At 66.7% G+C, this 21,995-nt stretch carries 13 protein-coding genes, 1 tRNA gene and 3 rRNA genes; 14 read left to right on the forward strand and 3 right to left on the reverse strand.

What is annotated here, in order from left to right; all coding sequences use genetic code 11:
* The first annotated feature begins 248 nt into the window (after window positions 1-248).
* From eccD to AC2XR2_RS32435, 6 genes are all read left to right on the forward strand, one after another.
* Window positions 249-1,712, forward strand: a complete 1,464-nt coding sequence (gene eccD / locus AC2XR2_RS32410; protein WP_491516971.1) for a type VII secretion integral membrane protein EccD — start codon at window positions 249-251, stop codon at window positions 1,710-1,712.
* A 257-nt stretch (window positions 1,713-1,969) separates the two neighbouring features.
* Window positions 1,970-2,257 carry a 30S ribosomal protein S15 gene (rpsO, locus tag AC2XR2_RS32415; RefSeq protein WP_028802543.1) on the forward strand — a complete coding sequence of 96 codons (288 nt, stop codon included), beginning with the start codon at window positions 1,970-1,972 and terminating at the stop codon, window positions 2,255-2,257.
* A gap of 326 nt (window positions 2,258-2,583) precedes the next feature.
* Window positions 2,584-4,803: a polyribonucleotide nucleotidyltransferase gene (locus tag AC2XR2_RS32420; protein ID WP_330264062.1), complete on the forward strand. Its 2,220-nt coding sequence runs from the start codon at window positions 2,584-2,586 to the stop codon at window positions 4,801-4,803.
* Window positions 4,800-6,179: a M16 family metallopeptidase gene (locus AC2XR2_RS32425; protein WP_491516972.1), complete on the forward strand. Its 1,380-nt coding sequence runs from the start codon at window positions 4,800-4,802 to the stop codon at window positions 6,177-6,179. Before AC2XR2_RS32420 ends, AC2XR2_RS32425 begins: the two co-directional genes overlap by 4 nt.
* Before the next feature lie 25 nt (window positions 6,180-6,204).
* The gene (gene dapB, locus AC2XR2_RS32430; RefSeq protein WP_381308997.1) at window positions 6,205-6,957 is read left to right on the forward strand and encodes a 4-hydroxy-tetrahydrodipicolinate reductase; all 753 of its coding nucleotides are present in this window, start codon (window positions 6,205-6,207) and stop codon (window positions 6,955-6,957) included.
* Window positions 6,957-7,409, forward strand: a complete 453-nt coding sequence (locus AC2XR2_RS32435; RefSeq protein WP_123763444.1) for a tetratricopeptide repeat protein — start codon at window positions 6,957-6,959, stop codon at window positions 7,407-7,409. The genes dapB and AC2XR2_RS32435 overlap by 1 nt, the downstream gene beginning before the upstream one ends.
* A gap of 148 nt (window positions 7,410-7,557) precedes the next feature.
* Here AC2XR2_RS32435 and AC2XR2_RS32440 read toward each other — a convergent pair whose 3' ends face one another.
* Window positions 7,558-8,112: an SCO5741 family PH domain-containing membrane protein gene (locus AC2XR2_RS32440; protein ID WP_449350020.1), complete on the reverse strand. Its 555-nt coding sequence runs from the start codon at window positions 8,110-8,112 to the stop codon at window positions 7,558-7,560.
* A 90-nt stretch (window positions 8,113-8,202) separates the two neighbouring features.
* On the reverse strand, window positions 8,203-8,442 hold the full coding sequence (locus AC2XR2_RS32445) for a hypothetical protein (RefSeq protein ID WP_330269584.1): 240 nt from the start codon (window positions 8,440-8,442) through the stop codon (window positions 8,203-8,205).
* 150 nt (window positions 8,443-8,592) lie between these two features.
* On the opposite strand from AC2XR2_RS32445, the gene thyX reads away from it, so the two are divergent.
* From thyX to AC2XR2_RS32485, 8 genes are all read left to right on the forward strand, one after another.
* On the forward strand, window positions 8,593-9,333 hold the full coding sequence (thyX, locus tag AC2XR2_RS32450) for an FAD-dependent thymidylate synthase (RefSeq protein WP_330264058.1): 741 nt from the start codon (window positions 8,593-8,595) through the stop codon (window positions 9,331-9,333).
* A 211-nt stretch (window positions 9,334-9,544) separates the two neighbouring features.
* Window positions 9,545-10,444, forward strand: a complete 900-nt coding sequence (dapA, locus tag AC2XR2_RS32455) for a 4-hydroxy-tetrahydrodipicolinate synthase (protein ID WP_491516973.1) — start codon at window positions 9,545-9,547, stop codon at window positions 10,442-10,444.
* A gap of 154 nt (window positions 10,445-10,598) precedes the next feature.
* Window positions 10,599-12,284 carry a ribonuclease J gene (locus AC2XR2_RS32460; RefSeq protein ID WP_381309005.1) on the forward strand — a complete coding sequence of 562 codons (1,686 nt, stop codon included), beginning with the start codon at window positions 10,599-10,601 and terminating at the stop codon, window positions 12,282-12,284.
* A 501-nt stretch (window positions 12,285-12,785) separates the two neighbouring features.
* Window positions 12,786-14,311 (forward strand): 16S ribosomal RNA (locus AC2XR2_RS32465).
* 300 nt (window positions 14,312-14,611) lie between these two features.
* Window positions 14,612-17,734 (forward strand): 23S ribosomal RNA (locus AC2XR2_RS32470).
* A gap of 70 nt (window positions 17,735-17,804) precedes the next feature.
* Window positions 17,805-17,921: ribosomal RNA gene (rrf, locus tag AC2XR2_RS32475) — 5S ribosomal RNA — on the forward strand.
* The 16S, 23S and 5S rRNA genes sit together here, the layout of an rRNA operon.
* A 114-nt stretch (window positions 17,922-18,035) precedes the next feature.
* Complete coding sequence (locus tag AC2XR2_RS32480; RefSeq protein WP_381306537.1) at window positions 18,036-18,698, forward strand: DegT/DnrJ/EryC1/StrS family aminotransferase; 663 nt, start codon at window positions 18,036-18,038, stop codon at window positions 18,696-18,698.
* A 75-nt stretch (window positions 18,699-18,773) separates the two neighbouring features.
* Window positions 18,774-18,846, forward strand: a tRNA-Thr gene (locus AC2XR2_RS32485).
* Window positions 18,847-18,895: 49 nt separating this feature from the next.
* On the opposite strand, the gene AC2XR2_RS32490 is transcribed toward AC2XR2_RS32485, so the two are convergent.
* Window positions 18,896-21,649 (reverse strand): SpoIIE family protein phosphatase, encoded by a 2,754-nt coding sequence (locus AC2XR2_RS32490; protein ID WP_330264055.1) that lies wholly within the window; start codon window positions 21,647-21,649, stop codon window positions 18,896-18,898.
* Window positions 21,650-21,995: the final 346 nt, after the last annotated feature.

The raw sequence follows: 21,995 nt of genomic DNA on the forward strand, positions 1-21,995 counted from the left end.
CCTTCACGCGATAGCAATGTCGAACCGCCCCCGTCGTGACGGCCCCCGTATGTTCGTCGACTCATGGGGCTCTGCCAACGCATGAGTCGGGCGTTGATCCTACTGTTCTGCGGGCCCGTTGAGCCGGGAGGGGATGAGGAGAAGCCGCAAGGGGACGGTAGGGTGACGCTCCAAACGCAGCGGGGAGCGGGTTTCGCCCTGGCAAACCGCGACGAATCACCGAGTACTGGACTAGGGGGAACCGTCAGGTGAGTACGGTTTCAGCAACCGGATTCTGCCGGGTCACGGTGGCGGCACCGAACAGCCGGATCGACGTGGCACTTCCCGAGGACGTGCCGCTCTCTGACGTATACCCGGAGATCCTGCGGCTGTCGGGACAGACGCCCGAGGAGGCCGCGCCCACCGGGTACAACCTGGTGCGCAGGGACGGCTCCGTCCTCGACGACGGCCGCTCGCTCGCCGAACAGCAGATACGCGATGGTGAATTGCTGCTCCTGCGGCCGTTCGCGGACTCGCTGCCGCCCGCCGTCTTCGACGACGTCGTGGACGCCGTGGCCGCGGTCGTCGAGGCCGACCGGCGCAGCTGGAACGACGGCATGATGCGGATCGTCGGCCTGACCGCCGGCGCACTGCTGCTGACCATGATGGCGCTGGCCCTGTGGTTCTCCGAGCCGCTGCGCCACGACATGCACGGCCTGCCCGGGGTCATCGCGGGCGTCACCGGCATCGTCCTGGTCGCGCTCGCCTCCGTACGCGCGCGGGTCTACGACGACCACCACGCGGCCGTGGCCCTCGGCATCGCCTCGCTGCCGCACCTGATGGTGGGCGGCTCCGGCGTCATGGGCCTCGACGCGGGCGAGGGCCCCGGCCGGCTGAACCTCCTCGTCGGTTTCGCCACCGTCCTCGTCGCCGCCGTGCTGCTCGTCCTGATGCTCCCGCAGAAGGACGCGCCCTTCATCGCCGCCGCGTTCGGCGCCGGCATCGGCGTTCTCGCCACCTTCGCCGCGATCGTCTCCGAGGCCGAGCCGCGCGAGACCGCCGCCGTCACCGCCGTCATCATGATCGCCGTCATCGGCTTCCTGCCCGGCTGGTCCGCCCGCTTCTCCCGGCTGCCCATCGGGTTCCGCTCGCCCGACCAGATCGCCAAGCGCGGCCGCGCCGAGGACCAGCAGGAGCAGGAGCCGGTCGACTACCAGCTCATCACCGACCAGGCCCGCCGCGGCCACGAGCTGCTGCTCGGCCTCGTCGGCGGCTGCGCGGTCACCGGGGTCGCCTCCGCCGGCGTGGTGCTCGGCTTCTCCACCAGCGGCTGGGCCCAGCTGCTGTCGCTGGCGGCCGGCCTCGCCATGCTGATGCGGGCCCGGCTCTTCCTGTACACGTCCCAGGTCGTGACCCTGATGATCTCGGGCATCGTCACCGTCAGCCTGCTGGTCCTGGGCCTCGCCCTGAACCCGCCGGCCGACATCATGGAAGAGCTCGTCTACAACCACAACCACGCCCCGCTGGACATCCGCACCGTCTGGCTCTCCGCCGCGGTCGCGTTCGGCGCCATGCTCCTGGTGGCGGTCGCCCTGATCGTCCCGCGCAAGGGTGTCACCCCGTTCTGGGGCCGCATGCTCGACCTGAGCGAGGGCGCGGTGCTGCTGTCCCTCGTCCCGCTGTGCCTCGCGGTCCTCGACCTGTACGCGGCGGCCCGCGGCATGACCAGCTGACGCACGCCCCGACCGGTTGACGGCGGCTGTCACCCACACGGGTGGCAGCCGCCGCTTCTTTCCTACGACGTCGGCGTGGCCCCGGGCACTCCCGCCGGGCTGATACCCTGGCTGACGGCCGTTTGTGTACGCACCCCCGGAGCCCCGCGCTCTGGAGGCCGCGCCCAGCGGATCCCCGCCTCCCGAGTTACGGAAGCTCCCCTGAGAAGTGGACCAGGGGCACTCGGTGGCTACCCAAGAGACTACGAGGAGTACGCGTGTCGCTCGACGCCGCTACGAAGAAGCAGATCATCTCCGAGTTCGGCCAGAAGGAGGGCGACACCGGCTCCCCCGAGGTCCAGGTCGCCATGCTCTCGCGTCGGATCTCCGACCTGACCGAGCACCTCAAGACCCACAAGCACGACCACCACTCCCGTCGTGGTCTGCTGATCCTGGTCGGTCAGCGCCGCCGCCTTCTCCAGTACCTGGCGAAGAAGGACATCCAGCGCTTCCGTACGCTGGTCGACCGCCTCGGCATCCGCCGCGGTGCGGCGGGCGCCAAGTAGGACGCCGTGAAGGGAGCGGTTCCCGAAACGATCGGGGGCCGCTCCCTTTGCCGTATGCGCGCCCCGTACGTGCACGCCGTACGTACGGAAACGTGCGCAGTGTCACACCCACTTTGTAGTGTGGTAGCACAACGCAGTACCACGAGGAGAAGTGCACCTCGCCGCCGCCGGTCCTCGGTAGTGGCCCCCGGGCCTTGCGAACCCGGGTGCTTCGATCGAAGACCGGCCCGCACCAGATGGAGCGCTTCTCCGCGCACGTCCCCCCGCCACACGGGCGGATCGGGACAAAAGACGATACGCAGACGAAAAGTAACGGAGAGCACCTAGTGGAGAACGAGACCCACTACGCCGAGGCCGTCATCGACAACGGCTCCTTCGGCACCCGCACCATCCGCTTCGAGACGGGCCGCCTCGCCAAGCAGGCCGCCGGCTCCGCCGTGGCCTACCTGGACGACGACACCATGGTGCTGTCGGCGACCACCGCCTCGAAGAACCCCAAGGACCAGCTCGACTTCTTCCCCCTGACGGTGGACGTCGAGGAGCGGATGTACGCCGCCGGCAAGATCCCCGGCAGCTTCTTCCGCCGCGAGGGCCGGCCCTCCGAGGACGCGATCCTCACCTGCCGCCTCATCGACCGCCCGCTGCGCCCCTCCTTCAAGAAGGGCCTGCGCAACGAGATCCAGGTCGTCGCCACCATCATGGCGCTCAACCCCGACCACCTGTACGACGTCGTGGCGATCAACGCCGCCTCCGCGTCCACCCAGCTGGCCGGTCTGCCCTTCTCCGGCCCGATCGGCGGCGTCCGCGTCGCGCTGATCAACGGCCAGTGGGTCGCCTTCCCGACGCACTCCGAGCTCGAGGACGCCGTCTTCGACATGGTCGTCGCGGGCCGCACCCTGGAGGACGGCGACGTCGCGATCATGATGGTCGAGGCCGAGGCCACCGAGAAGACCATCCAGCTCGTCAAGGGCGGCGCCGAGGCCCCGACCGAGGAGGTCGTCGCCGCCGGTCTGGAAGCCGCGAAGCCCTTCATCAAGGTCCTCTGCAAGGCCCAGGCCGACCTCGCCGCGAAGGCCGCCAAGCCCACCGGCGAGTTCCCGATCTTCCTCGACTACCAGGACGACGTCCTGGAGGCGCTGTCCGCCGCGGTCCGCCCGGAGCTCGCCTCCGCGCTGACCATCGCGGGCAAGCAGGAGCGCGAGTCCGAGCTGGACCGCGTGAAGGCGCTCGCCGCCGAGAAGCTCCTCCCGGAGTTCGAGGGCCGCGAGAAGGAGATCTCCGCCGCATACCGCTCCCTGACCAAGCAGCTCGTCCGCGAGCGCGTGATCAAGGAGAAGAAGCGCATCGACGGCCGTGGCGTCACGGACATCCGTACGCTCGCCGCCGAGGTCGAGGCCATCCCGCGCGTGCACGGCTCCGCGGTGTTCGAGCGTGGCGAGACCCAGATCCTGGGCGTCACCACCCTCAACATGCTCCGCATGGAGCAGCAGCTGGACACCCTCTCCCCGGTGACCCGCAAGCGCTACATGCACAACTACAACTTCCCGCCGTACTCCACCGGCGAGACCGGCCGCGTCGGCTCCCCGAAGCGCCGCGAGATCGGCCACGGCGCCCTCGCCGAGCGCGCCCTGGTCCCGGTCCTGCCGACCCGCGAGGAGTTCCCCTACGCGATCCGCCAGGTCTCCGAGGCGCTGAGCTCCAACGGCTCCACCTCCATGGGCTCGGTCTGCGCCTCCACCATGTCGCTGCTGAACGCCGGTGTGCCGCTGAAGGCCCCCGTCGCCGGTATCGCCATGGGCCTGATCTCCCAGGACATCGACGGCGAGACGCACTACGTCACGCTCACCGACATCCTCGGTGCGGAGGACGCCTTCGGCGACATGGACTTCAAGGTCGCCGGCACCAAGGAGTTCGTCACCGCCCTCCAGCTCGACACCAAGCTGGACGGCATCCCCGCCTCCGTCCTGGCCGCGGCCCTCAAGCAGGCCCGCGACGCCCGCCTCCACATCCTCGACGTGATGATGGAAGCGATCGACACCCCGGACGAGATGTCCCCGAACGCCCCGCGGATCATCACCGTCAAGATCCCCGTGGACAAGATCGGCGAGGTCATCGGCCCCAAGGGCAAGATGATCAACCAGATCCAGGAGGACACCGGCGCCGAGATCACGATCGAGGACGACGGCACCATCTACATCGGTGCCGCCGACGGCCCGGCCGCCGAGGCCGCCCGCACCACGATCAACGGCATCGCCAACCCGACCATGCCGGAGGTCGGCGAGCGCTACCTGGGCACCGTCGTGAAGACGACGACCTTCGGCGCGTTCGTGTCGCTGCTCCCGGGCAAGGACGGTCTGCTGCACATTTCGCAGATCCGCAAGCTCGCGGGCGGCAAGCGCGTGGAGAACGTCGAGGACGTCCTCGGTGTGGGCCAGAAGGTCCAGGTCGAGATCGCCGAGATCGACTCCCGCGGCAAGCTCTCCCTGATCCCCGTGATCGAGGGCGAAGAAGGCTCCGAGGACAAGAAGGACGACACCGACAAGTGACGTCGAGCAACTCCACGGCGACGGCCCGCACCTCCTCGGAGGCGCGGGCCGTCGCCCGTACCCAAACCCTGATCAAGGGCGAGAACGGCATCGGCACCGTCCGCAAGACCACCCTCCCGGGCGGCTTGCGCATCGTCACCGAGACCCTCCCCTCGGTCCGCTCCGCGACCTTCGGCATCTGGGCGCACGTCGGCTCCCGCGACGAGACCCCGTCCCTGAACGGCGCCACGCACTACCTGGAGCACCTCCTCTTCAAGGGCACCTCCCAGCGCAGCGCCCTGGACATCTCCTCCGCCCTCGACGCGGTCGGCGGCGAGATGAACGCGTTCACGGCGAAGGAGTACACGTGCTACTACGCGCGCGTGCTCGACTCCGACCTGCCGCTCGCCATAGACGTCGTCTGCGACATGCTGACCGGCTCCCTGATCCTCGAGGAGGACGTCAACGTCGAGCGCGGCGCCATCCTCGAAGAGATCGCCATGACCGAGGACGACCCGGGCGACTGCGTGCACGACCTGTTCGCGCACACCATGTTCGGCGACAACCCCCTCGGCCGCCCGGTCCTCGGCACCGTCGACACCGTCAACGCCCTGACCGCCGACCGCATCCGCCGCTTTTACAAGAAGCACTACGACCCGACCCACCTCGTGGTCGCGGCCGCGGGCAACGTCGACCACACCAAGGTCGTACGACAGGTCCGGGCCGCCTTCGAGAAGGCCGGCGCCCTCAAGAACCTGGAGGCCGCCCCCATCGCCCCGCGCGACGGCAGGCGGGCCCTGCGCACCGCGGGCCGCGTCGAGCTGGTCGGCCGCAGGACCGAACAGGCCCACGTCGTCCTCGGCATGCCGGGCCTGGCCCGCACCGACGACCGCCGCTGGGCCCTCGGCGTGCTCAACACCGCGCTCGGTGGCGGCATGTCCTCCCGGCTCTTCCAGGAGGTCCGCGAGAAGCGCGGCCTGGCCTACAGCGTGTACTCGTACACCTCGGGCTTCGCCGACTGCGGCCTGTTCGGCGTCTACGCCGGCTGCCGGCCCTCGCAGGTCCACGACGTGCTGAAGATCTGCCGCGACGAACTCGACCAGGTCGCCGAACACGGCCTGACCGACGACGAGATCGGCCGCGCCATCGGCCAGCTGCGGGGCTCCACCGTCCTCGGCCTCGAGGACACCGGCGCGCTGATGAACCGCATCGGCAAGAGCGAGCTGTGCTGGGGCGAGCAGATGTCCGTCGACGACATGCTGGGCCGGATAGCGTCGGTCACCCCGGACGACGTGCGCGAGGTCGCCCGCGAGATCCTGGGACAGCGCCCGTCGCTGTCGGTCATCGGCCCGCTGAAGGACAAGCAGGCGGCCCGACTGCACGAAGCGGTCGCGTAAGCCCTCCCCTTAAGGAAGCAAGAAGATGAGCAAGCTGCGCGTGGCGGTCCTCGGTGCCAAGGGCCGGATCGGTTCCGAGGCGGTCAGGGCCGTGGAGGCCGCCGAGGACATGGAACTGGTCGCCGCTCTCGGCCGGGGCGACAAGCTGGAGACCCTCGCCGAGACGGGCGCCCAGGTCGCCGTCGAACTGACCACGCCCGCCTCGGTGATGGAGAACCTGGAGTACTGCCTCGGCCACGGCATCCACGCGGTCGTAGGGACGACGGGGTGGACCGACGAGCGGCTCGCGCAGCTCGACGGCTGGCTCGCCGCCTCCCCGGAGACCGGCGTGCTCATCGCGCCCAACTTCTCCATCGGGGCCGTACTGAACATGAAGTTCGCGCAGATCGCCGCGCCGTACTTCGAGTCGGTGGAGGTCATCGAGCTGCACCACCCGAAGAAGGTCGACGCCCCTTCGGGCACCGCCACGCGCACCGCCCAGCTGATCGCCTCCGCCCGCGCCGAGGCGGGCACCGCCCCCGCGCCGGACGCCACGGAGACGGCCCTGGACGGAGCGCGCGGCGCGGACGTCGACGGCGTCCCGGTCCACTCCGTCCGGCTGCGCGGTCTGCTGGCCCACCAGGAGGTCCTGCTCGGCGGCGAGGGCGAGACCCTGACGATCCGCCACGACTCCCTCCACCACAGCAGCTTCATGCCGGGCATCCTGCTCGGCGCCCGCCGCGTGGTCACGACCCCGGGCCTGACCTTCGGCCTGGAGAACTTCCTGGACCTGGGCTGATGCGCGCCAAGCTGTCCTACGCCGTCACGGCCGCCGTCCTGGTCTTCTACTTCGTCCTGGTCGGCAGCCGCGGCGTCATGCTGATCGAGTCCGGCACCGTGGTCACCGTCACGTTCGGCGTCGCGGTGCTGATCCTGCCGGTGATCGGCCTGTGGTTCCTGTGGAAGAACACCCAGTTCGTCCGCAGGGCCAACGCCCTCGCCGCCGAACTCGACGCCGAGGGCGGTCTGCCCGTCGACGAACTGAAGCGCACGCCCGCCGGCCGGATCGACCGCGACTCGGCCGACGAGGTCTTCGCCAAACGCAAGGCCGAGACGGAGGCCGCCCCCGACGACTGGCGCAGCTGGTTCCGCCTCGCCGTCGCCTACCACGACGCCCGCGACACCCCGCGCGCCCGCAAGGCGATGCAGCGCGCGATAGCCCTGCACGACGGCAGGACGATCGAGGCCTAGCGGCCCGGCACCGACGTCGGGGCCTGGCCGCCCAGCACCGACATCGGGGCCTGGCCCCACAGCACCGAACATTGAGGCTTGGCCTCACGCACACCGAAGGGGCCGGTCCGCGTTCGCCGCGGATCGGCCCCTTCGACGTCTGTCCGGCTCAGACCCGCCCGTACTCCGCAGCCCACGCCTCCACCGCGTCCGCGGCCCGGTCGAAGGCCTGGCCGCGCGCGAGGAAGTCCGCGTTGTGCGTGGTCAGCAGCGGCGGCACGTCCTCCGGCGCCCGGCCCTGCCGTACGAGGGTCAGGGCCTGTCCCTGGACGGTGCGCGGGAGTCCGAGCCAGCGCACCGGCTGCTGGGCCGTGCGCACGGCGACGACCTGGTCCCAGGACACCGTGCGGGTGACCAGGAAGCCCACCCGACGGACCCCGCGGGCGCTCACCCACACCCCCATACGCAGCAGCCGCAGCGAGCCCAGGATGACGAGCAGCGCGATGCCGAGGACCACGCCGGCCTCCGACGGCGAGTCGGTCAGCGCGATGATCACCGCCGCGAACAGCACGTACGACGCGAGCAGCAGCAGGATCGCCGCCACACCCACCCGCCACGGACCGGGCCGGTAGGGGCGCCGCCAGCGGTCACGGTCGTCGAACGGCAACGCGACGTCGTCCGTCGTGTCGAATGCGCGGTCGGCCGTCAGGAAGGGCAGGGGCACGGCGGGTCCTCACTCGATCCAGGCGTGGGCTGTGCCCGGTGAGGCTATCCGCCGGTGTTGTCATGAGCCACTTCAGGGGGCCCGTCTGAGTCAGTGCCCCTGGGACGCCTGGGACTGCTGGCTCTGTGAGGGCGCCTGATCCTGCGACAGCGCCGGCATCCCGAGAACCAGTGAGCCCACGAGTCCGGCGACGATCGTCAGCCCCAGCAGCCAACGCCCGGCTATCTCACCGGCGGACGCGCGCTCCCGGGGCGGCGGGGTGACATCGCTGCGGAACCTGTCGGCTTCGGCGAGGAAGGCGAACGGTACGGGCTCGCGCCGACGCAACAGCATGGGGGTACTTCTCCCTTCGGGGATCGAACAGACAACTCCTGCCTGTACAGACGAGCGGGTACCGCAAATGGTGCCCTCTATTGGCAAATCGGTTCACGCGTAGAGTGGGCGCCGACCGCCGATGTGATGGGAAGGAACCCCCCGAACGTGACCTCCACCCCCGACGACGATTTCAAGATCGAACTGCGCGACGACGTCACCGTCGAACTGGTCAAGCACAGTGCGGCCGACTCCGACGTGCTGTTCGCCGCCAGGGTGTCGACCGTCGGAGAGCAGTCCCTGGACGAGCTGAACAAGGACCCGGAGCGCTCCAAGGGGCTGATCAACTACCTCATGCGGGACCGGCACGGCAGCCCGTTCGAGCACAACTCCATGACCTTCTTCATCAGCGCCCCGATCCTCGTCTTCCGCGAGTTCATGCGGCACCGCGTGGGCTGGTCCTACAACGAGGAGTCCGGCCGCTACCGGGAGCTCCAGCCCGTCTTCTACGTCCCCGGCCCCGACCGCAAGCTCGTCCAGCAGGGCCGCCCGGGCAAGTACGTCTTCGTCGAGGGCACCCCGGAGCAGCACGAGTCCGTCGGGCACGCGATGGAGGAGTCGTACCGCCAGGCATACCGGGCCTACCAGGACATGCTCGCGCAGGGCGTCGCCCGCGAGGTCGCCCGTTCGGTCCTGCCCGTCGGCCTGTTCTCCTCGATGTACGCCACCTGCAACGCCCGCTCGCTGATGCACTTCCTCGGTCTGCGCACCCAGCACGAACAGGCGAAGGTCCCGTCCTTCCCGCAGCGGGAGATCGAGATGGTCGGCGAGAAGATGGAGGCGGAGTGGGCCAAGCTCATGCCGCTCACCTACGCCGCCTTCAATGCGAACGGCCGTGTGGCGCCGTAACGGACGCCTGTTTCGCTGCAGGGCACAGATGTACGGGTCCACCTCGCGAAGTGTCCGTATTGCGGCATTTGGAGAAGTTCATCTAGCCTGATCAAACGGACCCGGCACTGCTTGAACCCCCGAGCAGGCAGTGCCGGGCTCCGCATTTGTCCGGACTTTTCCGAGCCCCCGAGGGCAGACCGTCCGATGAGCACCGAGTAGCGTGTATGCCATGGCTCCGACCTCCACTCCGCAGACCCCCTTCGGGCGGGTCCTCACCGCCATGGTCACGCCGTTCACGGCGGACGGCGCACTCGACCTCGACGGCGCACAGCGGCTCGCCACCCACCTGGTGGACGCAGGCAACGACGGCCTGATCATCAACGGCACCACCGGCGAGTCTCCCACCACCAGTGACGCGGAGAAATCGGACCTCGTACGAGCCGTACTGGAGGCGGTCGGCAACCGCGCCCACGTCGTCGCCGGAGTCGGCACCAACGACACCCACCACAGCATCGAGCTCGCCCGCGCGGCCGAACGCACCGGCGCACACGGCCTGCTCATCGTCACGCCGTACTACAACAAGCCCCCGCAGGAAGGCCTGTACCGGCACTTCAAGGCCGTCGCCGACGCCGCCGAGCTGCCGGTCATGCTCTACGACATCCCCGGGCGCAGCGGCGTGCCGATCAACAGCGAGACCCTGGTCCGTCTCGCGGAACACCCGCGGATCGTCGCCAACAAGGACGCCAAGGGCGACCTCGGCCGCGCCAGCTGGGCCATCGCCCGCTCGGGCCTCGCCTGGTACTCCGGCGACGACATGCTGAACCTCCCGCTGCTCTCCGTGGGCGCGGTCGGCTTCGTCTCGGTCGTCGGCCATGTGGTCACCCCGGATCTGCGCGCCCTGGTCGAGGCGTTCACCTCCGGCGACGTCCAGAAGGCCACCGAGATCCACCAGAAGCTGCTCCCGGTCTACACGGGCATGTTCCGCACCCAGGGCGTGATGACCACCAAGGCGGCGCTCGCCCTCCAGGGGCTCCCCGCCGGACCCCTTCGCGCCCCCATGGTCGAGCTCTCTTCCGAAGAGATCGAGCAGCTCAAGATCGATCTTGCCGCCGGCGGGGTACAGCTCTAACACCAGACTTCGCGCGCCGGGCGCGCAACCAGACTCAACAACTGAATACGCGGGCCACCGGTGCCCGCACACCACAACGACAACTGCTACACGCACGAACGTCACGCGCGCCACGTGCCCACCGGTACGTGGCGTGCGTGGTGAGGAGAGTCTTTTGAGTCATCCGCATCCTGAACTGGCCCCGCCGCCGCCGCTCCCCGAGGGCGGCCTGCGGGTCACCCCCCTCGGCGGTCTCGGCGAGATCGGCCGAAACATGACGGTCTTCGAGTACGGCGGCCGCCTGCTCATCGTCGACTGCGGTGTGCTCTTCCCGGAGGAGGAGCAGCCCGGAATCGACCTGATCCTGCCGGACTTCTCGTCCGTGAGGGACCGCCTCGACGACATCGAGGGCATCGTCCTCACGCACGGCCACGAGGACCACATCGGCGGCGTCCCCTTCCTCCTGCGCGAGAAGCCGGACATCCCGCTCATCGGCTCCAAGCTGACCCTCGCGCTCATCGAGGCCAAGCTCCAGGAGCACCGCATCCGCCCGTACACCCTCGAGGTGGCGGAGGGGCACCGCGAACGCATCGGCCCCTTCGACTGCGAGTTCGTCGCGGTCAACCACTCCATCCCGGACGCCCTGGCCGTCGCCATCCGCACCCCGGCCGGCATGGTGGTCCACACCGGCGACTTCAAGATGGACCAGCTCCCGCTGGACGGCCGCCTCACGGACCTGCACGCCTTCGCGCGGCTGAGCGAGGAGGGCATCGACCTCCTCCTCTCCGACTCGACGAACGCCGAGGTCCCGGGCTTCGTCCCGCCGGAGAAGGACATCTCCAACGTCCTGCGGCAGGTCTTCGCCAACGCCCGCAAGCGGATCATCGTGGCGAGCTTCGCGAGCCACATCCACCGCATCCAGCAGATCCTGGACGCGGCCCATGAGTACGGCCGCCGGGTTGCCTTCGTCGGCCGCTCGATGGTCCGCAACATGGGGATCGCGCGGGACCTCGGGTACCTCAAGGTCCCCCCGGGCCTGGTGGTCGACGTCAAGACGCTCGACGACCTCCCCGACCACGAGGTGGTCCTGGTCTGCACGGGCTCCCAGGGCGAACCGATGGCCGCCCTGTCCCGCATGGCCAACCGCGACCACCAGATCCGGATCGTCAACGGCGACACCGTGATCCTCGCGTCGTCGCTGATCCCGGGCAACGAGAACGCGGTCTACCGCGTGATCAACGGCCTGACCCGCTGGGGCGCCAACGTCGTCCACAAGGGCAACGCCAAGGTGCACGTCTCGGGCCACGCGTCCGCGGGCGAGCTCCTGTACTTCTACAACATCTGCCGGCCCCGGAACCTGATGCCGGTCCACGGCGAATGGCGCCACCTCCGTGCCAACGCCGAGCTGGGCGCCCTGACCGGCGTCCCGCACGACCGGATCGTCATCGCCGAGGACGGCGTGGTCGTCGACCTCGTCGAGGGCAAGGCGAAGATCTCGGGCAAGGTGCAGGCGGGATACGTCTACGTCGACGGCCTCTCGGTCGGCGATGTCGGCGAGCCGGCCCTCAAGGACCGCAAGATCCTCGGCGACGAGGGCATCATCTCGGTCTTCGTGGTCGTCGACTCGTCCACCGGCAAGATCACCGGCGGCCCGCACATCCAGGCGCGCGGCTCGGGCATCGAGGACTCGGCGTTCGCCGACGTGATCCCGCGGATCACGGAGGTCCTGGAGCGCTCGGCGCAGGACGGCGTGGTCGAACCCCACCAGCTCCAGCAGCTGGTGCGGCGGACCCTGGGCAAGTGGGTCTCCGACACGTATCGCCGCAGGCCGATGATCCTCCCGGTGGTCGTGGAGGTCTGACGGACCGTCGGACAGCCGTCCGGGTGAACTGGGAGCGGGGCGCCTCGATTTGCATCGAGGCGCCCCGCTCCAGTACGTTTACGGCTCCGCCCGAGGGGGAACCCGGCAGCTTCGTGCTCCGAGGCGAGCCTCCAGGGGGCGGGAATTCCGACTCAGAACCTCTGATAAAGTCGGAGCCGCCGGAAAGGGAAACGCGGAAGCGGAACCTGGAAAGCACCGAGGAAATCGGAACCGGAAACGGTCTGATAGAGTCGGAAACGCAAGACCGAAGGGAAGAGCCCGGAGGAAAGCCCGAGAGGGTGAGTACAAAGGAAGCGTCCGTTCCTTGAGAACTCAACAGCGTGCCAAAAATCAACGCCAGATATGTTGATACCCCGTCTCCAGTCAATCGGCTGGGGCGAGGTTCCTTTGAAATAAACACAGCGAGGACGCTGTGAATAGCCGCCTTATTCCGGTGGCTGTTCCGCTCTCGTGATGTGTGCACCGGATATCCGGTAAACATTCACGGAGAGTTTGATCCTGGCTCAGGACGAACGCTGGCGGCGTGCTTAACACATGCAAGTCGAACGATGAACCACTTCGGTGGGGATTAGTGGCGAACGGGTGAGTAACACGTGGGCAATCTGCCCTTCACTCTGGGACAAGCCCTGGAAACGGGGTCTAATACCGGATACCACTGCTCAAGGCATCTTGGGTGGTTGAAAGCTCCGGCGGTGAAGGATGAGCCCGCGGCCTATCAGCTTGTTGGTGAGGTAACGGCTCACCAAGGCGACGACGGGTAGCCGGCCTGAGAGGGCGACCGGCCACACTGGGACTGAGACACGGCCCAGACTCCTACGGGAGGCAGCAGTGGGGAATATTGCACAATGGGCGCAAGCCTGATGCAGCGACGCCGCGTGAGGGATGACGGCCTTCGGGTTGTAAACCTCTTTCAGCAGGGAAGAAGCGCAAGTGACGGTACCTGCAGAAGAAGCGCCGGCTAACTACGTGCCAGCAGCCGCGGTAATACGTAGGGCGCAAGCGTTGTCCGGAATTATTGGGCGTAAAGAGCTCGTAGGCGGCTTGTCACGTCGGGTGTGAAAGCCCGGGGCTTAACCCCGGGTCTGCATTCGATACGGGCAGGCTAGAGTGTGGTAGGGGAGATCGGAATTCCTGGTGTAGCGGTGAAATGCGCAGATATCAGGAGGAACACCGGTGGCGAAGGCGGATCTCTGGGCCATTACTGACGCTGAGGAGCGAAAGCGTGGGGAGCGAACAGGATTAGATACCCTGGTAGTCCACGCCGTAAACGGTGGGAACTAGGTGTTGGCGACATTCCACGTCGTCGGTGCCGCAGCTAACGCATTAAGTTCCCCGCCTGGGGAGTACGGCCGCAAGGCTAAAACTCAAAGGAATTGACGGGGGCCCGCACAAGCAGCGGAGCATGTGGCTTAATTCGACGCAACGCGAAGAACCTTACCAAGGCTTGACATACACCGGAAACGGCCAGAGATGGTCGCCCCCTTGTGGTCGGTGTACAGGTGGTGCATGGCTGTCGTCAGCTCGTGTCGTGAGATGTTGGGTTAAGTCCCGCAACGAGCGCAACCCTTGTCCTGTGTTGCCAGCGTGCCCTTCGGGGTGACGGGGACTCACAGGAGACCGCCGGGGTCAACTCGGAGGAAGGTGGGGACGACGTCAAGTCATCATGCCCCTTATGTCTTGGGCTGCACACGTGCTACAATGGCAGGTACAATGAGCTGCGATACCGTGAGGTGGAGCGAATCTCAAAAAGCCTGTCTCAGTTCGGATTGGGGTCTGCAACTCGACCCCATGAAGTCGGAGTTGCTAGTAATCGCAGATCAGCATTGCTGCGGTGAATACGTTCCCGGGCCTTGTACACACCGCCCGTCACGTCACGAAAGTCGGTAACACCCGAAGCCGGTGGCCCAACCCCTTGTGGGAGGGAGCTGTCGAAGGTGGGACTGGCGATTGGGACGAAGTCGTAACAAGGTAGCCGTACCGGAAGGTGCGGCTGGATCACCTCCTTTCTAAGGAGCACTTCTTACCGGGTTCGCTCGGTCAGAGGCCACTACGCAGGCAAACGTTCTGCGGTGGTTGCTCATGGGTGGAACGTTGATTATTCGGCACACTTGATCGTCTTCTCCTTCTAGTACTGCTCTTCGGAGCGTGGAACGTTGAGGGAAGCGGGGAGTGTGTCGGGCACGCTGTTGGGTGTTTGAGGGAATGAACCCCCTCGTGATGCCGGCCCCAGTGAACTCCAGCTTCGGTTGGGGGTGATGGGTGGCTGGTCGTTGTTTGAGAACTGCACAGTGGACGCGAGCATCTGTGGCCAAGTTTTTAAGGGCGCACGGTGGATGCCTTGGCACCAGGAACCGATGAAGGACGTGGGAGGCCACGATAGTCCCCGGGGAGTCGTCAACCAGGCTTTGATCCGGGGGTTTCCGAATGGGGAAACCCGGCAGTCGTCATGGGCTGTCACCCTTGCCTGAACACATAGGGCAAGTGGAGGGAACGCGGGGAAGTGAAACATCTCAGTACCCGCAGGAAGAGAAAACAACCGTGATTCCGGGAGTAGTGGCGAGCGAAACCGGATGAGGCCAAACCGTATGCGTGTGAGACCCGGCAGGGGTTGCGCATGCGGGGTTGTGGGATCTCTCTTCCACGGTCTGCCGGCCGTGGGACGAGTCAGAAACCGTTGATGTAGGCGAAGGACATGCGAAAGGTCCGGCGTAGAGGGTAAGACCCCCGTAGTCGAAACGTCAGCGGCTCGTTTGAGAGACACCCAAGTAGCACGGGGCCCGAGAAATCCCGTGTGAATCTGGCGGGACCACCCGCTAAGCCTAAATATTCCCTGGTGACCGATAGCGGATAGTACCGTGAGGGAATGGTGAAAAGTACCGCGGGAGCGGAGTGAAATAGTACCTGAAACCGTGTGCCTACAAGCCGTGGGAGCGTCGGACATCAAGCTTGCTTGGTGTCTCGTGACTGCGTGCCTTTTGAAGAATGAGCCTGCGAGTTTGCGGTGTGTTGCGAGGTTAACCCGGGTGGGGTAGCCGTAGCGAAAGCGAGTCCGAATAGGGCGTTTCAGTAGCACGCTCAAGACCCGAAGCGGAGTGATCTAGCCATGGGCAGGTTGAAGCGGAGGTAAGACTTCGTGGAGGACCGAACCCACCAGGGTTGAAAACCTGGGGGATGACCTGTGGTTAGGGGTGAAAGGCCAATCAAACTCCGTGATAGCTGGTTCTCCCCGAAATGCATTTAGGTGCAGCGTCGTGTGTTTCTTGCCGGAGGTAGAGCACTGGATAGGCGATGGGCCCTACCGGGTTACTGACCTTAGCCAAACTCCGAATGCCGGTAAGTGAGAGCGCGGCAGTGAGACTGTGGGGGATAAGCTCCATGGTCGAGAGGGAAACAGCCCAGAGCATCGACTAAGGCCCCTAAGCGTACGCTAAGTGGGAAAGGATGTGGAGTCGCAGAGACAACCAGGAGGTTGGCTTAGAAGCAGCCACCCTTGAAAGAGTGCGTAATAGCTCACTGGTCTAGTGATTCCGCGCCGACAATGTAGCGGGGCTCAAGCGTACCGCCGAAGTCGTGTCATTGCAGCAATAGGGCCAACGCCTGCTGTGATGGGTAGGGGAGCGTCGTGTGCCGGGTGAAGCTGCGCCGGAAGGCAGTGGTGGACGGTTCACGAGTGAGAATGCAGGCATGAGTAGCGATACACACGTGGGAAACGTGTGCGCCGATTGACTAAGGGTTCCTGGGTCAAGCTGATCTGCCCAGGGTAAGTCGGGACCTAAGGCGAGGCCGACAGGCGTAGTCGATGGATAACCGGTTGATATTCCGGTACCCGCTGTGAAGCGTCAAACATCGAACCAGGCGATGCTAAGTCCGTGAAGCCGCCCCGGAGCCTTCGGGCAAAGGGGAGTGGTGGAGCCGACGAACCAGACTTGCAGTAGGTGAGTGATGGGGTGACGCAGGAAGGTAGTCCATCCCGGGCGGTGGTTGTCCCGGGGTAAGGGTGTAGGCCGTGCGATAGGCAAATCCGTCGCACATGAGGCTGAGACCTGATGCCGAGCCGATTGTGGTGAAGTGGATGATCCTATGCTGTCGAGAAAAGCCTCTAGCGAGTTTCATGGCGGCCCGTACCCTAAACCGACTCAGGTGGTCAGGTAGAGAATACCGAGGCGTTCGGGTGAACTATGGTTAAGGAACTCGGCAAAATGCCCCCGTAACTTCGGGAGAAGGGGGGCCACACCTGGTGATCCAATTTACTTGGTGAGCTGGGGGTGGCCGCAGAGACCAGCGAGAAGCGACTGTTTACTAAAAACACAGGTCCGTGCGAAGCCGTAAGGCGATGTATACGGACTGACGCCTGCCCGGTGCTGGAACGTTAAGGGGACCGGTTAGTCACATTTCGGTGTGGCGAAGCTGAGAACTTAAGCGCCAGTAAACGGCGGTGGTAACTATAACCATCCTAAGGTAGCGAAATTCCTTGTCGGGTAAGTTCCGACCTGCACGAATGGCGTAACGACTTCTCGACTGTCTCAACCATAGGCCCGGTGAAATTGCACTACGAGTAAAGATGCTCGTTTCGCGCAGCAGGACGGAAAGACCCCGGGACCTTTACTACAGTTTGATATTGGTGTTCGGTTCGGCTTGTGTAGGATAGCTGGGAGACTTTGAAACGCGGACGCCAGTTCGCGGTGAGTCGTCGTTGAAATACCAGTCTGGTCGTGCTGGATGTCTAACCTGGGTCCGTGATCCGGATCAGGGACAGTGTCTGATGGGTAGTTTAACTGGGGCGGTTGCCTCCTAAAGGGTAACGGAGGCGCCCAAAGGTTCCCTCAGCCTGGTTGGTAATCAGGTGTTGAGTGTAAGTGCACAAGGGAGCTTGACTGTGAGACCGACGGGTCGAGCAGGGACGAAAGTCGGGACTAGTGATCCGGCGGTGGCTTGTGGAAGCGCCGTCGCTCAACGGATAAAAGGTACCCCGGGGATAACAGGCTGATCTTCCCCAAGAGTCCATATCGACGGGATGGTTTGGCACCTCGATGTCGGCTCGTCGCATCCTGGGGCTGGAGTCGGTCCCAAGGGTTGGGCTGTTCGCCCATTAAAGCGGTACGCGAGCTGGGTTTAGAACGTCGTGAGACAGTTCGGTCCCTATCCGCTGTGCGCGTAGGAATATTGAGAAGGGCTGTCCCTAGTACGAGAGGACCGGGACGGACGAACCTCTGGTGTGCCAGTTGTTCTGCCAAGGGCATGGCTGGTTGGCTACGTTCGGGAGGGATAACCGCTGAAAGCATCTAAGCGGGAAGCCTGCTTCGAGATGAGTATTCCCACCCCCTTTGAGGGGTTAAGGCTCCCAGTAGACGACTGGGTTGATAGGCCGGATCTGGAAGGCGGGTAACCGCTGGAGGTGACCGGTACTAATAGGCCGAGGGCTTGTCCATATTTGCTCGCGTCCACTGTGTTAGTTCTGAGGCAACGACCGTGTGTTTTCCGGTCTGAGTTTCATAGTGTTTCGGTGGTCATAGCGTGAGGGAAACGCCCGGTTACATTCCGAACCCGGAAGCTAAGCCTTACAGCGCCGATGGTACTGCAGGGGGGACCCTGTGGGAGAGTAGGACACCGCCGAACAATCATTCAAAGGGTTGGATCCTGAACTTCGGTTCGGGGTCCAACCCTTTTTTGTTGTGCGTCACTTGAAGTTCACGTTGCGCAACAACCATCCGAAGCATGGGTACTGCTGCAATGCTCAGGGCCGCCGGCGTCGGAGTCGGTGACGAGGTCGTCGTACCGGCCTTCGGGAACGTCGAGGTTGCCGAGGCGGTGACACTCGCCGGTGCGCTCCCGGTGTTCGCGGACATACATCCGTCGACCTACTGCCTTGACGCGTCCGCTGTCGACGCAGCCGTAACTCCGCGGACCGCGGCCGTCGTTGTCGTCCATCGCTTCGGACGGCCGGCCGACATGCGGCGGCTGCTCGAGGTCGGGCAACGGCACGGACTGCTGGTCCTGCAGGAGGGCGAGTCCGAGGCGCCGTACGACGAGGTCGCCCAGCGTCGGGAGCGGGCCTGTTATCTCGACGGGAAGCTGCGGGGCGTGCGCACGCCGGACGGCGGGGTCGGGCACACCTATCAGCAGTACGTGGTGCGGGTCCCCGGGAACGGGCGACCGGACCGTGATGCCTTCGCTCGAGCTCTGCGCGGCAAGGGAGTTGACTGCCGGGTGCCGGTGAAGACCCCCGTGCACCGGCTGCCGGAGTTCCGGCGCTGTGTGTCGCTGCCGGAGACCGAGCGGGCCGCCGACGAGACGCTCGCCCTGCCCGTGGACGCCTCGTTGACCAAGCGGGACATGCAGCGGGTCGTGGCCGCGTGCAATGCGCTCGGGGGACTGCTTCAGCCTGCTTTCTGAGCGGGTTGGGAGCACGGCTCTGTTCGGGGTATGATCTATTTCGTTGCCGCGAGGGAAACCTCGAAAAGGCGACAGGCCCCCTTAGCTCAGTCGGCAGAGCGTCTCCATGGTAAGGAGAAGGTCAACGGTTCGATTCCGTTAGGGGGCTCAGCCAAAAGGCCCCGCCCAATCGGGCGGGGCCTTTTTCGTGCTTTCTCTCAGTCCTTGTGGAGACCCGGGACGCGCATCGCCAGGATCGCCATGTCGTCGGACGGGGCGTCGGAGGCGAAACGCTCGACCGCGCGCATGATGCGGGCCGCGACCGCCCCGGCCGTCAGGCCCGTGCAGGTGGTCAGGACGTCGGCGAGGCCGTCGTCGCCCAGCATGCGGGTGCCCTCACGGCGTTCCGTGACGCCGTCGGTGACGCAGAGGAGGACATCGCCCGGGTCGAGGGTGACCGTCTGCTCGTAGAGTTCCAGGTCCTCCATGACGCCGAGGAGCGGCTGCGGCTCGGCAGCCGGTTCGACGGTGCCGTCCTGGCGCAGGCGGAGCGGGAGCGGGTGGCCGGCGCAGACGACCTTCAGGCGGGCGCTGCCGTCCTCCTGCGGCCACAACTCGCCGTAGAGCAGGGTCAGGAAGCGGCTGCGGGCGCCCTCGTCGAGGATCGCGGAGTTCAGGCGCTCCAGGACCGCCGGGCCGCTGAGGCCCTCGCGGGCCAGGAGGCGGAGGGCATGACGGGCCAGGCCCGTCACCGCCGCCGCGTTCGGGCCCGTACCGCAGACGTCGCCGATGGCGAAGCCGTAGGCGCCGTCGCTGATGGGGAAGACGTCGTAGAAGTCGCCGCCGACCTCGTTGCCCTCGCCGGCCGCGCGGTAGATGACCTCGACCTCGACGCCGTCGATCTCGGGGAGCTCGGGGGGCAGGAGGCTGCGCTGGAGGGACTGGCTGATCGCGGTGCGCTCGGAGTAGAGACGGGCGTTGTCCAGGGCCAGGGCGGCCCGGCGGCTCAAGTCCTCGGCCAGTTCCAGGATTTCCTGGCGGAAGTGTTCGTCGGTGGGCTTGCCGAGGGTGAGCATGCCGATGACGCGGTTGCGGGCGACCAGGGGGAGGACGACGGTCTCGCCGCCCACCGCGGACGCTGTGGCGAGCGTGGGGCCGATTCCGGAGGCGATCTGGTGGGTGGGGCCGCCGCTGAGTCCGAGGCTGCGCATGGAGCTGCGCAGGGCCGCCTGATGGGCCGCCTCGCCGGGCGCGGACCAGACGCGGGCGCCGGGGGTGGGGACCGGGTCCGGGGGCTGGACCTTCGAGAGCAGCGACTTGATGCCGTCGATGAGTTCCTCGTCCTCGTGCAGGACGTACGACAGATAGGGCTCGGAGGCCTGGTCGGCGATCGTGTAGACGGCGCACCAGGTGGCCAGGGTCGGGACGGTCATCTGGGCCATGAGGGCCAGGGTCTGGTCGCGGTCCAGGGTGCCGGCGAGGAGGTCGGAGGCCTCGACGAGGAAGCTGAGGGAGCCGCGGCGCAGGCGTTCCAGCTCGCCCAGTCGGGCCGACTCGACGGCCAACGCGATGCGGTCGGCGGCGAATTGGAGGCGCAGGGCCTCTTCGTTGGAGTATCTGCCGGGGGCTTCCGCGGCCACGCCGAGGGAGCCGGTGAGGCGGCCTTCGACCTTCAGCGGGACGGTGACGACCGAGCGCATCCCGGTGCCGTTCAGGAGGGGTACGGCGCCCGGTACGGCCGACAGGTCGTCGTGGACGGCAGGCATGCGGGCGGAGCCGTAGCGGCCGGGGCCCGCCTCGACGGGCACGCGCGCGAAGCGCTGGCGGGCGGAGGGCAGGCCGGTGGAGGCGCGGACCTCCAACTCCGTCTCGTCGTCGGTCGCGAGGAGCAGGAAGGCGGAGTCGCCGTCGAGCATGTCGCGGGCGCGTTCGACCGTGCGCTGGAGGAGGCCGTCGAGGTCGTCCGGGGCGGGCGAGCCGATGAACACCTCGAAGGGGTCGGTGCTCTGGCCGTCGGAGGACGTCGTGGTGTCGGAGGCGGCGACCCGCAACGGCGTCTGGAGTACGGCCCGTTCGTGGTCGCGGACCAGGAGGCAGACCGTGGAGGGCTCGCCGCCGGTGTCGCGGACGCGCAGGTGGGAGGCGTACACCGAAGTGACGCGGCCGTTGGCGGCCCTGATGCCGTAACTGCCCTCCCAGCGCGAGAGCCGGAGGGCCTCGGCGATGCCGGTGCCGGTGCCGGGGGTGTGCGGCCAGGCCGCGAGGTCGGTGAGGGGCTTGCCGATCACTTGTTCGGCGGCGTAACCGAAGAGTTCCTCGGCGTCCTCGTTCCACGAGGTGATGGCGCATGTGCGGTCGATCTGGACGACGGCGACGCGGACCCGGCCGTCGGCCAGCGGGAGGAGGTCGGCGGGCAGGGACGGGCCGGCCGTGCGGGTGCCCACCCGGCGCTCGGGCAGGTCGAGCTGGAACCAGACCTGCTTCTGGGTGGGGGTGTACTCCACGCCCCAGCGGCCGGCGAGCGCGGCGCAGAGCTGGAGGCCGCGGCCGCCCTCGCGGTCCAGGTTGCCCATGTTGACGGCCTGGCCCTGGAGCGGGATCTCGCGCTCGGGGTAGCGGTCGGCCACCTCGATCCGTACACCTTCGTCACTGCGCAGGCACAGGACGTCCGCGGACGTGCCCGCGTGGACCACCGCGTTGGTGACGAGTTCGCTGGTCAGGACGACCGCGTCGTCGACGATGTCGGCGAATCCCCAGCCCTGGAGGGTGTCGCGGACGAACGAGCGGGCGGTCGCCACCGATCGTCCGACGGGCTCGAAGCTGGCGGCCGCGCGCGCGGTGATCACAGAACTCCTCGACCGGTTGTCGACGTGCAGGGCTGCCTGGCCGACCGGCTGGTGCCGCTGCTGCGGCAGACCGCCCGTCGGCCGGGGGTCCGGGTTCTGTCCCCCGGGGATCAGTCCGGTGGTCATGTGTGCGGCCGCCCTCCGATGCCCGCTCGTGCTCGTGCCACCGCCCAGGCCGGACGGACCGGCTCGGCTGGACAGCCGCATGCAAGGTTACTTACCTTCGACGGCCATGCGGATGCCGGTCTGCAGTGTTTCCGTCCGGAGGGTGTGCGGACGATGTGCGAAGCTGCCGAACTGTTATGGCCGGGTTCAACCTGGGTGAAACACTGGGCAGGCTCCTGAAGAAGGTTCGGGCAGGCCGAGTGCCTTCCGCGTGAGACGGGCAGCAGCCCGTGGTGCGGCTTTGCACGCCCGGTTGAAATATCGCTGTAGTAAGCAGGAGTGCGCGGCAGCAACCGGTATGCCGCGC

It is taken from the genome of Streptomyces sp. LS-MS-L19 (assembly GCF_058382285.1).

What these genes read in the sequence shown, in the direction of transcription:
- AC2XR2_RS32480 (WP_381306537.1), top strand. Translation starts at nt 18,036, where the DNA reads ATGCTCAGGGCCGCCGGCGTCGGAGTCGGTGACGAGGTCGTCGTACCG.
- dapB (WP_381308997.1), top strand. Translation starts at nt 6,205, where the DNA reads ATGAGCAAGCTGCGCGTGGCGGTCCTCGGTGCCAAGGGCCGGATCGGT.
- AC2XR2_RS32435 (WP_123763444.1), top strand. Translation starts at nt 6,957, where the DNA reads ATGCGCGCCAAGCTGTCCTACGCCGTCACGGCCGCCGTCCTGGTCTTC.
- AC2XR2_RS32490 (WP_330264055.1), bottom strand. Translation starts at nt 21,649, where the DNA reads ATGACCACCGGACTGATCCCCGGGGGACAGAACCCGGACCCCCGGCCG.
- dapA (WP_491516973.1), top strand. Translation starts at nt 9,545, where the DNA reads ATGGCTCCGACCTCCACTCCGCAGACCCCCTTCGGGCGGGTCCTCACC.